The organism is Bacillus sp. UNC41MFS5, from assembly GCF_000686805.1.
Map to the genome: position 1 here is coordinate 63388 of NZ_JMLP01000022.1, position 12505 is coordinate 75892.

The 12505-nt window shown below is 36.8% G+C and carries 15 protein-coding genes; 10 read left to right on the forward strand and 5 right to left on the reverse strand.

What is annotated here, in order from left to right; genetic code table 11:
- Positions 1 to 184: 184 nt before the first annotated feature.
- The 4 genes from BR30_RS0112950 to BR30_RS0112965 all read left to right on the forward strand — a co-directional run bounded on the left by BR30_RS0112950 (position 185) and on the right by BR30_RS0112965 (position 3449).
- On the forward strand, positions 185 to 622 hold the full coding sequence (locus BR30_RS0112950; protein WP_026565382.1) for a VOC family protein: 438 nt from the start codon (positions 185 to 187) through the stop codon (positions 620 to 622).
- Positions 623 to 898: 276 nt separating this feature from the next.
- On the forward strand, positions 899 to 2101 hold the full coding sequence (locus BR30_RS0112955; RefSeq protein ID WP_026565383.1) for a macrolide family glycosyltransferase: 1203 nt from the start codon (positions 899 to 901) through the stop codon (positions 2099 to 2101).
- Positions 2102 to 2207: 106 nt separating this feature from the next.
- On the forward strand, positions 2208 to 2477 hold the full coding sequence (locus BR30_RS0112960; RefSeq protein ID WP_026565384.1) for a zinc ribbon domain-containing protein: 270 nt from the start codon (positions 2208 to 2210) through the stop codon (positions 2475 to 2477).
- Between the two features lie 120 nt (positions 2478 to 2597).
- Complete coding sequence (locus BR30_RS0112965) at positions 2598 to 3449, forward strand: alpha/beta fold hydrolase (RefSeq protein ID WP_026565385.1); 852 nt, start codon at positions 2598 to 2600, stop codon at positions 3447 to 3449.
- Positions 3450 to 3672: 223 nt separating this feature from the next.
- On the opposite strand, the gene BR30_RS0112975 is transcribed toward BR30_RS0112965, so the two are convergent.
- Positions 3673 to 4380 (reverse strand): SDR family NAD(P)-dependent oxidoreductase, encoded by a 708-nt coding sequence (locus BR30_RS0112975; protein WP_026565386.1) that lies wholly within the window; start codon positions 4378 to 4380, stop codon positions 3673 to 3675.
- A gap of 191 nt (positions 4381 to 4571) precedes the next feature.
- Positions 4572 to 5741: an MFS transporter gene (locus BR30_RS0112980; RefSeq protein WP_026565387.1), complete on the reverse strand. Its 1170-nt coding sequence runs from the start codon at positions 5739 to 5741 to the stop codon at positions 4572 to 4574.
- Between the two features lie 219 nt (positions 5742 to 5960).
- Between BR30_RS0112980 and BR30_RS36685 the strand changes: the two genes are divergently transcribed.
- Complete coding sequence (locus BR30_RS36685; RefSeq protein WP_155928598.1) at positions 5961 to 6143, forward strand: hypothetical protein; 183 nt, start codon at positions 5961 to 5963, stop codon at positions 6141 to 6143.
- Between the two features lie 49 nt (positions 6144 to 6192).
- On the opposite strand, the gene BR30_RS0112985 is transcribed toward BR30_RS36685, so the two are convergent.
- Entirely contained in the window at positions 6193 to 6609 is a 417-nt protein-coding gene (locus BR30_RS0112985; RefSeq protein WP_026565388.1) for a MerR family transcriptional regulator, read from the reverse strand.
- A 70-nt stretch (positions 6610 to 6679) separates the two neighbouring features.
- Here BR30_RS0112985 and BR30_RS37835 point away from each other — a divergent pair, with 70 nt between their 5' ends.
- The 3 genes from BR30_RS37835 to BR30_RS0113000 all read left to right on the forward strand — a co-directional run bounded on the left by BR30_RS37835 (position 6680) and on the right by BR30_RS0113000 (position 8660).
- Complete coding sequence (locus BR30_RS37835; protein WP_026565389.1) at positions 6680 to 6913, forward strand: hypothetical protein; 234 nt, start codon at positions 6680 to 6682, stop codon at positions 6911 to 6913.
- Entirely contained in the window at positions 6900 to 7940 is a 1041-nt protein-coding gene (locus BR30_RS0112995; protein WP_026565390.1) for an NAD(P)-dependent alcohol dehydrogenase, read from the forward strand. Before BR30_RS37835 ends, BR30_RS0112995 begins: the two co-directional genes overlap by 14 nt.
- A 279-nt stretch (positions 7941 to 8219) precedes the next feature.
- A complete protein-coding gene (locus tag BR30_RS0113000) occupies positions 8220 to 8660 on the forward strand; it encodes a cell wall hydrolase (protein ID WP_026565391.1) in 441 nt (146 codons plus the stop codon).
- Between the two features lie 150 nt (positions 8661 to 8810).
- Here the strand turns inward: BR30_RS0113000 and BR30_RS0113005 are convergent, their stop codons facing one another.
- Positions 8811 to 9443: a LysE family translocator gene (locus BR30_RS0113005; RefSeq protein ID WP_026565392.1), complete on the reverse strand. Its 633-nt coding sequence runs from the start codon at positions 9441 to 9443 to the stop codon at positions 8811 to 8813.
- Between the two features lie 192 nt (positions 9444 to 9635).
- Entirely contained in the window at positions 9636 to 10190 is a 555-nt protein-coding gene (locus BR30_RS0113010; RefSeq protein WP_026565393.1) for a helix-turn-helix domain-containing protein, read from the reverse strand.
- Positions 10191 to 10303: 113 nt separating this feature from the next.
- Here BR30_RS0113010 and BR30_RS0113015 point away from each other — a divergent pair, with 113 nt between their 5' ends.
- Together BR30_RS0113015 and BR30_RS0113020 are read left to right on the forward strand one after the other, a co-directional pair.
- Positions 10304 to 10891, forward strand: coding sequence for a LysE family transporter (locus tag BR30_RS0113015; RefSeq protein ID WP_026565394.1), 588 nt, complete (start codon positions 10304 to 10306; stop codon positions 10889 to 10891).
- 215 nt (positions 10892 to 11106) lie between these two features.
- Positions 11107 to 12069, forward strand: a complete 963-nt coding sequence (locus BR30_RS0113020) for a tRNA dihydrouridine synthase (protein WP_026565395.1) — start codon at positions 11107 to 11109, stop codon at positions 12067 to 12069.
- Positions 12070 to 12505: the final 436 nt, after the last annotated feature.

The window sequence follows — 12505 nt, forward strand, 5'->3', positions numbered from 1 at the left end:
CAATATTAGTAAGTATATAAACATTTAGCCATAAGACCAGTTGCCATTTTTGCGATTGGTCTTATTCGACTAATGCAGGTTTGTTAAAGAAGGATATTTTCTGTTTTTAAGCGAATTAGAATTTCAAACAAACCTTACACGAATATAGGTATTGAAAATAACAGGAATATAGGAGGTATGAGATATGAAAATCAATAGAATAGATCATGTGAGTATAAACGTAAATGATCTTTCAGAGGCTAAAGCGTTTTTTCTTGATTTAGGACTTGAAGTGCAAGCGGAATGGGAATTGGATGGAGAACAGTTGGACAGAATAGTTGGGCTTAATGATGTTAAAACGGCATGTGTAGGATTGGGGATGCCAGATGGTCAGGCATGGATAGAGCTAGTCAAATTTTATACGCCGTCAGATGAAAAAGATTTCCAGCAACCTTCTGCAAATACACTGGGTATCCGACATATTTGCTTTGCTGTTGAAGATATTGAAGCTATTGTTGCAAAATTGAAAAAGAAAGGCACGGAAATCTTTAGTGAGATACAGCAATATGAAGAAAGTTATAAGTTATGCTACGTTCGTGGTCCAGAGGGAATTATTTTAGAGTTGGCGGAGAAAATCAGATAAATATTGAATGGGAGTTTAAATGATTTAGACTTTCAACTTTAAAGAATTCTTCTTAAACTATCGGGTGAAATAGTGAAAAGGCAGCGGAGTGTCCGTTGCCTCTTGCCAATCCATATTTAAAAATACACTCTATAAAATTCTACATATGGAACATTATATTAGCAACCAAATCCTTATCAAAAATAAGGACTATGATAAATGTAATCCCATTATTTGAATAGATAAGAGTATGACTCTACTCATACATAAAATAGAATTAGTGAAGGAGAGGTAGAAATGGCACGTGTTTTATTTATTAATGCCGGATCAGAAGGGCATATCAATCCAACGATTGGAGTTGTCCAAGAGATTATTTCGCGCGGTGACGAGGTCGTGTACTTTACAATAGAAGCATTTCGAGAGCGGATGGAGAAGACGGGAGCAACAGTCCGTACATTGGACGGTCAAAAATTTATAGAAGCATTTATCTCGGGTGGAAGAAATTATTTACTCGAAAGAATTAACGGTCTATTACTTACGGCAGATATTGTCATACCTAGCGTACTTGAACAGATTGAGGGAGAACATTTTGATTACATCATCCATGATTCGATGTTTGGTTGTGGACGTATACTTGCCCAAATCCTTAAGCTTCCGGCAATCAACTCTTGTACTTCCTTTGCACAGACAAAGGAGTCATTCGATAAACTGTTGGAAAGGCTTTCTAAAAATATCCCTACAGAAGAAGTTAAAGTAATTAATGATGAATATCAAAGCCTGACAGCAATGATAAAGGAAAAATATGATGTTCAGATTGATTCTCCTTACGAAGTTTTTTGTAATCCTGCACCACTTACAATCGTGTATACTACTAGAGAGTTTCAACCTTCTGGAGAAGCATTCGACCAAACTTACAAATTTATTGGTCCATCCATTTCCACACGAGAAACTCAAGAAAACTTTGACCTTACAGCAATTAAGGGAAAAAGACCCATTTATATTTCACTGGGTACTGTATTTAACCGAGCCATTAATTTTTATAAGCTTTGTATTGAAGCATTTGGAAATAGAAATCACACGGTTGTCATGTCGATCGGGAAACAAACCCCAATAAATGATATAGGAGAGGTTCCCCAAAACTTCATTGTCAAAAACTATGTTCCACAAACGGAAGTGCTAAAACATAGTAAATTATTTATCACACATGGTGGAATGAATAGTACCAATGAGAGTCTCTACTACGGGGTTCCGCTAATTGTAATCCCACAAAGCGCGGACCAGCCAATTATTGCCGGGCAAGTGGCCAATCTCGGAGCTGGTATTACATTACAAATGGAAGGCTTGACTGCAAATCAACTACGTGAAGCGGCAGATCATGTGTTAAACGATCCATCTTACCAAAAAGCAGTTTCTAATGTAAGAGAATCAATGCAACAATCGGGTGGATATCACCAAGCGGTTGATGAGATTTTTGAATTTAAAAGTCAAAATGATATATAAATATCAAAAATGAAAAATCAGGATAGATGTGCATCGGCGAATTAGTTTAAAATGGTAATTGTTGATAATGACCAATTCAAAATTTAACAAAATCGGAGGAGTAAAAATGGCAAAAACCAACCTATGTCAAAGCTGTGGCATGCCCATGAAAGCGCCAAACGACTTTGGAACTGAAAAGGGTGGAACACCGTCAGAAAAATACTGTCACAATTGTTACAAAAATGGTGAATGGGTGCAGACTGATTTAACATTCGATGAATTTTATGCATTCAGTTTGAAAAAGTTTCAGGAATCAGATATGAATCGGATTGAAAAATTTTTTCTCAATAAAATGTATACAAAAAAATTCTTACAAAAATTAGAGCGCTGGCGCTAAAACACAAAAATGTGCAGGCTCTTTTTTGTTTTATGCTCAGGGTGTTTTTTTGAGGAAGGGATTCTCGCCAGTAAATCGAATATTTAATTATGAATATTAAATATGAATGGTGGTGGTTTTATGTCTTCTCCTAAATCTAGGTTTGAAACGATTAATGGAATGGAAGTTCATTTTACAGAATGGGGAGATCCACAGAAACCAGCTGTGGTTTGTTGGCACGGTTTAACTCGAAATGGGCGAGACTTTGATATTTTAGCCCGCCATTTATCCCAAAACTATTATATCCTTTGTCCGGATACAATTGGGCGAGGTTTGAGCCAATGGAGTTCTTCTCCTGATAAGGACTATTGTTTTGAAAATTACAGTAACCTGGCTATTAAATTATTGGACCATTTAGGAATCGAACAGGTTCGATGGGTGGGTACCTCGATGGGAGGAGCCATAGGACTGCGTCTTGCTGGTACGCCTAATCACCAAAATCGGATTTCACATTTAGTTTTAAATGATATAGGAGCAGGTGCTTCTGAAAATGCTGTTCAGGATATTGAAGGCATTAAAAGAATAATTAGCTATGTAGGGAATCCTCCACAATATAAAACTTTTAGTGAATTAAAGAAGTATTATCAAACCATTTATACCACATTTGGTCTTGCGAATGAGCAGGAGTGGAATGATTTTACCCGATACTCATGTAGAAGAAGCGATGAGGGTGGAATTAGTCCTGATTATGATCCAAATATTGCTTTGCAATTTCAGCACATAGAAGATTTAAACTTATGGAGCTACTGGGAAGCGATTCAATCTAAAATATTACTCATTCGAGGAGAAGTATCTGACGTTCTGCCTCTTGATGTTGCGGGAAAAATGAAGCAAAAATCAAATTGTCAAATGGTAACGATTCCAAAACTGGGCCATGCCCCAGCTTTAAATACAGAAGAACAAATTACCATCATTGAAAATTTTCTTCGATAAATTAAAAATTTATCTATTGAAATAGGATTGGATACAAATACGTGGCTATGGCAAGGTTGAGTTTAAGTAAATTCAATCAAAAAGTAATAGAATAAGCCGAACATCCTAGTTAGAATGGGATGTTCAGCTTTTTTCTTGGAATGTTTTTTTATTCAATAACAATTGCAAATGTCGGTTTCCTCCAACCTCACTAAACACCAAATAATTTGCTCTTACTTTATTGCTACCAATCGATTCGATTTCCATCTCTGAAGAATCCCCCGTTAGGTCCTTCAGGTCCAATCGTCGCTAACCAAAGGATAGACTCAGCCGCTTGCTTTGGAGTTCGTGGAGCTGATGGTCCACCCATATCTGAGCTTACCCATCCCGGATCGACCGCGTTTATTTTGATATCACCATTACTTTCTGCTGCTATTAATCGTGTTAAGCCATTTAGGGCAAGTTTAGACAACTTATAAGCACCTACTCCTGGATAAGACATTTCGTTCAACGCCCCATATTCCGAAGAAACATTTATAATTCTTCCATATCGTTGTTTTTCCATGAGGGGGATAAAGGAACGAATGACATGGTATGCGCCGAAGAAATTCGTTGCCATCGTTCGCTCCAGAATGGAAGGGTCCAAAGCCACTAACTTTTTATTCTCATCCAAATAGACCCCAGCATTATTAATCAAAACGTCTAATCTTCCAACCTGATCATTTACTATAATCGCAGCTTGACGGATGCTTTCTTGATTATCTATATCCATCACCACGAACGAAACATCCAGATTTGACTCCTTAAGTTTTTGGGTAGTTTCATGACCCATCTCTGGATCCCGACTAGCCAAAATGACCTTGAAACCTTTTAACGCTAATTGTTTGACCAGCTCATATCCAATTCCTCGATTCCCACCGGTGACAAGTGCAACTTTTATATCCTTTGACATTTTAAATCCTCCATTTTTCAGTTACTAATATTGTCTAGAGCAGATTTTATTACATCCTATAATTCTAATAAGAGAGAGTAGGAGCGGGAATATATAATCAATAACGTACAGGAATCTACCCCTTACTCTGGTTTTCAGAAGGGATTTGGTCATCATCGCCTTTATGGTGATAAAGAAGTTGAATTCAATGCTTAAATAGAAAGTTGTTTTGTAGGACTATACATATAGTTTCTTAGTAAAATAGTTACCAAACTTAGTATCAATGATAGGATTCCCACTAATACGACGTATTGTGTACCCATTTCTGATATAAATAACCCTCCTACGGCTGCACCAATAGTTGTTCCTACGTTACAGGATGATAAAAATAAGCCATTGGCGAAATCAGGCGCTTCGGGGGCTGCAGATATAATCCAATATTGATTTATATTCCCACCTATCCCACCTAATATTCCCCAAATTAGGGTAAGGAAGGCCATAGGAAGGGTAAACTGTCCAAATAAGAATAATAGGATGTATATGATCCCTAACACAATAGGGAAAGATGCGACAAATTTGTTTGCATTTTTAGTAAGTAATTTCCCTGCCACTATATTTCCAATAATATTGGCTCCGCCAAAAATAAATAACATCAAACTAATGGTATTCGAAGACGTATTGGTAACAGTTTTCAGATACTCAGCAAAATAACTATAAACTCCGAATACGGCTGAGTTTAATAAAATGACAGTCACCATTGAAAGCCAAGTAATTGATTTTTTTAATACAGATAATTGTGCTCCGGAAGAAAGTCGTTCCATAACAGGCAGCGATGGTACAAACAGTAACGTAGCAATGAATACAATAGCATTAACAATAGCAAAGAATGCCATCGCCATTTCAAACGAAACGGCACTAGCAATAAAACTTGCGATTGGTACTCCGACTACCATACCGGCAGATACTCCGATGAATACTTTAGAAACAGCCTTTGGAGCATCTTCTTTACTTACTGAGGCAGCAGCTACTGTAAAAGCCAAAGAACAATAAATGGGATGAAAAAAAGCTGGAATGATACGAGCAATTAATAGAATGGTAAAGTTGGATGTTAATATAGATACGATATTCCCCAAAACGAAAACACCTAGTACATGTAACATGACCTTCTTCCGATTTATACCGGAAAACAATAACGGCATCGTTGGACCGGATACGGCAACAACAAGAGCAAACAGGCTCACAAGCCATCCAGCTTTTGATATACTGACATGAAATTGTTCAGCAATGGCAGGTAATATCCCAATAACCCCCATTTCAGTATTTAAGATGCCGAAAACTCCTATAGTTAATATGAAAATCAACAAATTACTTTTTTTAGTCAAAAAATCATCTCCTGTCTTCAAAAAAGACATGTTTAATACCTCCCGTGATTAGCATTATGTACGGAAGTAAGTATAAACGCTAGAGTTAACTCTAAATCAAGGAGAAAATTTAATGTAAAAAAAGAAATTGATTAAAGATCTTTTTCATAGCCTTTTAATCTAGGTTGAAAAGTTTTTTTGAATGATGCCATTAGGAGGAAATGTGCATAGTAGGGGGAAATGTCCATAGTACCAGTTCTTACGGACAAAACTCGCCAAGCGAAGGGGAGAAATGTCCGCAATACGAGCTCTTACGGACAAAACTTGCCAAGCGGCAAGGGGAAATGTCCGCAATACCGGCTCTTACGGACAAAACCCGCTAAGCGGCAAAGTGAAATGTCCGTAATACTGTCTATTTCGTGAAGTTTGATACTTGATAACAAGAAAAGCAAAAATCTTTTAGAATAGAGCCTTAATTAATTGTAGATATTTCTATTTTTTCAATTTTGTGAATATCTTCTGTGCCGGCATCCAATGCAGTTTTGTAATATAAGCATTTATGCTCGATGACTTCCATTGTTTTTTTTAGTTCTTCCATTTGTGCTTCTACATTCGCTTTTCGTTCCATAAACATGTCATATCTTTGTTGCAAAGTCGAATCCCCATCAGAACACCAATCAATGAAATTTTTAATTTCCTTAATAGGCATCCCTGTAGATTTTAGACATTCAATTACTTTTAAAGCACCGATATCGGATTCTTTAAACAATCGTGTTCCGCTAGGTGTCCGTTCTACAAAAGGAATAAGACCCTCCTTGTCGTAGTAACGCAAGGTATATACTGTAAGATTTAATTCTTTTGCAACTTCGCTGATAGAATATGTCTTCATCATTTATCTCCCATCCTATTTATATAGACTTCGAGTTAACTTTATGGTAGAGAGGATTTTATCATGCTGAATGCTTAATGTCAAAAGTCACGTAAACATAAAAAGGGAAATCAGAAAGCTTAAAACTTTATTCGCTAATGTACTTGACCTAGAGTTAACTCTAAGGATTAAGATTGTTATTCAAGGGGAGAAAAGAAGGGTAAATATGATTGATGGGGAATTTGAACCTGAGTTATACCCTTTAAAAGCGCATTCTCTTGAAAAAATATTAATTATTGGAGGTTTTATAAATGATTACTGCTAAGGCACGAGCTGTTGATGGTCCAGATAAACCGTTTAGAGCGGCTGAAATTAAAAGACGCGATCTTGATTCGCATGATGTTCTGATTGAAATTAAATTTGCAGGGATATGCCATTCTGACATTCATACTGCTCACGGCGAATGGGGTCCCGTAAACTATCCACTCGTTCCAGGACACGAGATTGCGGGAATAGTCACAGAAGTAGGAGCAGAGGTCACAAAGTACAAGGTCGGTGACCGGGTAGGGGTTGGATGTATGGTTGACTCCTGTGGCGATTGTGAGAACTGCCGTAAAGGAGAAGAACAATACTGTCTGAAAGGAAATGTCCCTACATACGCTGGTGTTGACAAATACGGCGAGCCTACTCAAGGTGGCTATTCTACCCACATCGTCGTAACGGAGAACTTTGTAGTCAGTATTCCTGATAACATTGGGCTTGACGCTGCAGCACCATTACTTTGCGCAGGTATTACGACATTTTCACCATTAAATCATTGGGGAGCTGGACCAGGTAAGAAAGTAGCGGTTGTTGGTTTGGGCGGTCTTGGTCATATGGCTGTCCAAATTGCACATGCCATGGGTGCCGAGGTTACCGTTCTATCACAATCATTGAAGAAAAAGGAAGATGGTTTGCACTTAGGCGCAGACAAATACTTTGCCACAAGCGATCCAGAAACATTCCAGAAACTTGCCGGAACATTCGATCTTATCGTAAATACAGTAAGTGCTAAGATTGATATTAGTTCCTACCTTTCGTTACTGGCACTGGATGGTACAATGGTCAACGTCGGTGCGCCAGCAGAGCCACTTTCACTAAATGTGTTCTCCCTTATCGGTCATCGCCGTTCATTTGCAGGTTCAATGATTGGAGGTATCCGTGAGACTCAGGAAATGTTGGAATTCTGTGCAAAACATAACATTGTTCCTAAGATTGAAGTAATTTCCGCAGACCAAATTGACGAAGCCTACAAACGCGTATTAGCTTCAGATGTGAAGTATCGATTTGTAATTGACATCAGTACAATGTAAATTGTGTAAATGATAGGATGTCCAAAAAGTCTAGCTTTTTGGACATCCTTTTATATTTTTAGCTTCAATTTTAACTTATCAAAAGCAGCGTAAAACCCCTAGCTTTAGCTATGGGGATACACATTGAACTTAAGAGTAGTAAAGTTGATTAAAAGTAAAAAAGAATGCTTTACTTGCATTTTACTTAAAACTATAAACTTTAAAACCTAAGCATTCTGATTTTTTACACAATGACATAGATGTATGCTTTTTTTCATACTATATTGTGGGGGTGGAAAAATGCCAAGAGCAAATTATCGAAGTTCCGATGTTGACTTAATGGCAAGGATGATGAGAGCAGAAGCCGAGGGTGAAGGAACACAAGGCATGTTATATGTTGGAAATGTAATTGTGAATCGTCTTGTAGCAAATTGTTTAGACTTTAAAGGACTAAGGACAGTTCCGCAAGTAATATATCAAGTACAAGGTGGAAATTATTCCTTTGAAGCAGTTCAAAAAGGGAATGTATTTTATCAAAGATCAAGAACCTCTGAAAGAAGATTAGCAAAACAGAATTTGGACTCTTGGAGAGACCACCCAGCAAAATATGCTCTATGGTATTTTAATCCTCATGCTCCATGCCCTCCAACCTGGTACGACCAACCTCAATCTGGACAATTTAAAGAACATTGTTTTTATGAACCAAAACCTGCAACATGTGATAGTGTTTATAGAGGTTAAAGCTTACTCGTTGAGTAAGCTTTTTACGTATTTAGAATATTTAGCCAAAAATAAAACTTTTAGTAATAGTTTTTAACCAAGAAAACAGAAGGTGGAAAAAAAAGACCCTTTGATATTGGAAAATCAAGGGTCTTACCAAATAGGAATAACCTAATGATGAGCCTTTTCAAGAAATAGTCTAATCCCAAAACCTATCAGTATAGTTCCCGTGAGTCCTTCAATAATATTTTGTGTTTTAGGTTTTTTCATAAACGTACTAATATGATTAATTAAATGGACATAAAGTACTGACCAAATGACAGTCATTACAATATAAGTGGTACCCATTATGACAAACGGTAAAAAAGTATTGCTTCCAGGGTCAACGAATTGAGGGAAAAAGGTTAAAAAAAGAATCGCAATTTTGGGATTTAGAAGATTTGTAAGAAACCCTTGTTTAAAACAAGATGTGCTAGCAAACTTGCTTTTTGTATTCATCTCAACGCTTGCTGCTACTTCTTTGTTCTTTAAAGACCATAATGTCTTAACACCTAGATAAATTAAGTAAACAGCCCCCACATATTTAAAGACAGAAAAGATTAATGCTGATTTCACAATGATGGCTGAAAGTCCTAATACAGCAGCAGAAGTATGGATAAGAAGGGCACAACAAATACCAGAAAGTGTTTTAAGACCCCCGACTTTCCCAGCGGTGACAGTATTTTTTGTAGTAATTGCAGTATCGGGGCCGGGTAAAATAATAAAAAAAATACACATAAGGACAAACATATAAAAGTTTTCCATTTAAATATCTCCTTTCTGCTTTTGATAAGGTTTGATATGTGATCCTTACACATAATTATATAAAAAGCGTGTTATTAATTGTACATAAATCTTTTTTTGAACTTAATGTATTAACTAGAGTTTAGTTTAACAACGTACAGTTTCATGATAAAAGTACTAATGGTAAAAACCCCGAATTTAGAAACGGGGTTTTTAAATTGGATAATGTATAACCATACTTAATCGAGTTAATGTTTCTCCAGAATTATGATAGGAATGAGGCCTATCTGCCTTAAATCTTATAGAATCTCCATTTGATACTGTGTATTCAGTCTTATTTACTCTTACAGTTAATTCGCCATCAAAAACAGTCAATATTTCCTCAGTCCCATCTCCGTGGGATTCCGAACTAAGATACCCACCTTTTTCTATCTCAATGGAATAAACCTCAAAACGTCGATCATCTTCGAATGGGAAATAAGGGTATAATCGGTATTTTCCATTATCCTCTAGAAGTGTTTGGACCTCATTTTTATGAATGATCTTTGTATCAGGCTGCGGAGAATTTATGAGGGAAGTAAACGAAATTTTTAACCCATTAGCTATTTTCCAGATTGTTGTAATAGTAGGACTAGATTCACCCCTTTCGATTTGACCAATCATCGTTTTACTAACCCCACTAAGCTCTGCCACTTTTTCCAGACTTAATTTTTTACTTTCTCTAAAAGCCTTTAAGTTCTTTGCAATGATGAGATTAATTTCTTCCATAAAATCACTCCTTATTTTGTGTACAATATAACGTCTATAATGTACAATAAAACGAAAGACGTTATATTGTACATTATAGACATTATAACACACATCCAGAGGAGGGGTATATTTTGCCTATATTATCATTTTTGTTATACGTTTTTGTAACCACTTTTACTCCAGGACCGAATAACTTAATGGCGATGTTATCTGCCAATAAGTATGGATTTAAAAAGACGATAAAGTTTTGTTTAGGGGTAGGTGCTGGTTTTATTGTCATTATGTTATTGTGCAGCTATTTTAATTTGTTTTTAAAAAACGTCATCCCTAAAATAGAATTTTATATGACAATCTTCGGCTCAGTCTATATGTTGTATTTAGCTGTAAAAATTATGTTTTTCAAAGGGAATAATAAGGAAAGTGACCAGAATAACAATAACGGCTTTTATACAGGAATGATCTTACAATTCATAAATCCCAAAGTTATTTTATATGGGATTACTGCTATTTCAACATTTGTCATACCATTTAATCATTCCAATTCAAGCTTAATTTTATATTCACTATTTCTTGCTTTCGTTGGCTTTGTTGGTACTGTTTGTTGGAGTTTGTTCGGATCCTTATTCCAAAAATTCTTAACAAAATATAAAAGTCAGTTTAATGTGGTTATGGCTTTGCTACTAATATATAGTGCCGTATCCATATTTTTAGAAAAATAGATGAGACTTGTCTATAAACATAGCATTCAGGACCAATTTTCGATAAAATAAACATTGCTGATTTTCACAATCGTTTTTCACAATCATAAATGTACTTGTGTTTGACAATAATTTATTAAACATGATTTAAGTGTATAATAAATGGAACATTTGGCTTTATATTTTTTGACCGAGAGTTTAACGTTGTATCCAAAGTGAGAGGAATTGAGTTTGAAATGATAGATAATTTTTGGCGTGATTTACCACGACCATTTTTTGTACTTGCACCAATGGAAGATGTGACAGATTTAGTTTTTCGTCACGTAGTAAGTGAAGCCGGTCGACCGGATGTATTTTTCACAGAGTTTACGAACTCGGATAGCTATTGTCATCCGGAGGGCATGAAAAGTGTGCGTGGCCGTTTGACTTTTACAGAAGATGAACAGCCAATGGTGGCTCATATTTGGGGGGATAATCCCGAATATTTCCGTCAAATGAGTATTGGCATGGCAGAGCTAGGATTTAAGGGCATCGATATTAATATGGGCTGCCCTGTACCGAATGTGGCATCGAGAGGAAAAGGTAGTGGCCTTATTCTGCGTCCAGACGTTGCGGCAGAACTTATTCAAGCGGCAAAGGTGGGCGGACTGCCTGTCAGCGTGAAAACACGACTTGGTTTTAAGGAAGTAAATGAGTGGGAGGAGTGGCTAACGCATATTTTAAAACAGGATATTGCGAACCTTTCTATTCATTTACGTACCAGAAATGAAATGAGCCAAGTAGATGCGCATTGGGAGCTCATTCCGGAAATCAAAAAATTACGTGACCGTATCGCACCAAATACACTACTAACCATCAATGGAGACATTCCTGACCGTCAGACTGGGCTGAAGCTTGCTGAACAATATGGTATTGATGGCGTTATGATTGGGCGAGGGATTTTTAAAAATCCTTTTGCTTTTGAAAAAGAGCCAAAAGAGCATAGCAGTAAAGAATACCTTGATCTTTTAAGACTGCAGCTTGATCTTCAAGATCAATATGCGGAAGTACTGCCACGTTCAATTACAGGGCTTCATCGCTTTTTCAAAATTTATGTTAAAGGATTCCCTGGAGCTGCTGAATTAAGAAATCAATTGATGAACACGAAATCCACAAATGACGTGCGTGCATTGCTTGATAACTTTGGAAAAGAAAGTTGATGGGACGGGCACAGTGAAAATAGGATTTTTTGTGAAGAAATACAATTAAACAATCTGGGCATTTTAAATAATCTGGCTGCTATGATGCAGCCTTTTTTTAGTGTGCCAGGCATGGCAACTATCTAGGTGGTGAAAGTCCACTGTGGGGGTACACATCGACCAACCACTAAGGAAGCGCAAGGTACTTACCGTGAGGTAAGGGCTGGAGGAAGCGTGGAATAAAATCTTGACTCGACGAACAGAAATCTGATACTAAGGCTCTATAAAAGGGATTAGGCTCCTAAGCAAGTTAAAGTCCAAAAGATGTGCGTAATTTTGTAGAGTAAATCAGGCGAGTAAAAGAGGAAAGATAGTTGTCTTACCCTGGGAGGTCTTGCGGATGTACAGAAGTACAGTCGAAAAAGGTTAGTCGCAAGAAGTCAGCAGAAGCCATAGT

What these genes read in the sequence shown, in the direction of transcription:
- BR30_RS0112950 (WP_026565382.1), top strand. Translation starts at nt 185, where the DNA reads ATGAAAATCAATAGAATAGATCATGTGAGTATAAACGTAAATGATCTT.
- BR30_RS0112955 (WP_026565383.1), top strand. Translation starts at nt 899, where the DNA reads ATGGCACGTGTTTTATTTATTAATGCCGGATCAGAAGGGCATATCAAT.
- BR30_RS0112960 (WP_026565384.1), top strand. Translation starts at nt 2,208, where the DNA reads ATGGCAAAAACCAACCTATGTCAAAGCTGTGGCATGCCCATGAAAGCG.
- BR30_RS0112965 (WP_026565385.1), top strand. Translation starts at nt 2,598, where the DNA reads ATGTCTTCTCCTAAATCTAGGTTTGAAACGATTAATGGAATGGAAGTT.
- BR30_RS0112975 (WP_026565386.1), bottom strand. Translation starts at nt 4,380, where the DNA reads ATGTCAAAGGATATAAAAGTTGCACTTGTCACCGGTGGGAATCGAGGA.
- BR30_RS36685 (WP_155928598.1), top strand. Translation starts at nt 5,961, where the DNA reads ATGTCCATAGTACCAGTTCTTACGGACAAAACTCGCCAAGCGAAGGGG.
- BR30_RS0112985 (WP_026565388.1), bottom strand. Translation starts at nt 6,609, where the DNA reads ATGAAGACATATTCTATCAGCGAAGTTGCAAAAGAATTAAATCTTACA.
- BR30_RS37835 (WP_026565389.1), top strand. Translation starts at nt 6,680, where the DNA reads ATGCTTAATGTCAAAAGTCACGTAAACATAAAAAGGGAAATCAGAAAG.
- BR30_RS0112995 (WP_026565390.1), top strand. Translation starts at nt 6,900, where the DNA reads ATGATTACTGCTAAGGCACGAGCTGTTGATGGTCCAGATAAACCGTTT.
- BR30_RS0113000 (WP_026565391.1), top strand. Translation starts at nt 8,220, where the DNA reads ATGCCAAGAGCAAATTATCGAAGTTCCGATGTTGACTTAATGGCAAGG.
- BR30_RS0113005 (WP_026565392.1), bottom strand. Translation starts at nt 9,443, where the DNA reads ATGGAAAACTTTTATATGTTTGTCCTTATGTGTATTTTTTTTATTATT.
- BR30_RS0113010 (WP_026565393.1), bottom strand. Translation starts at nt 10,190, where the DNA reads ATGGAAGAAATTAATCTCATCATTGCAAAGAACTTAAAGGCTTTTAGA.
- BR30_RS0113020 (WP_026565395.1), top strand. Translation starts at nt 11,107, where the DNA reads ATGATAGATAATTTTTGGCGTGATTTACCACGACCATTTTTTGTACTT.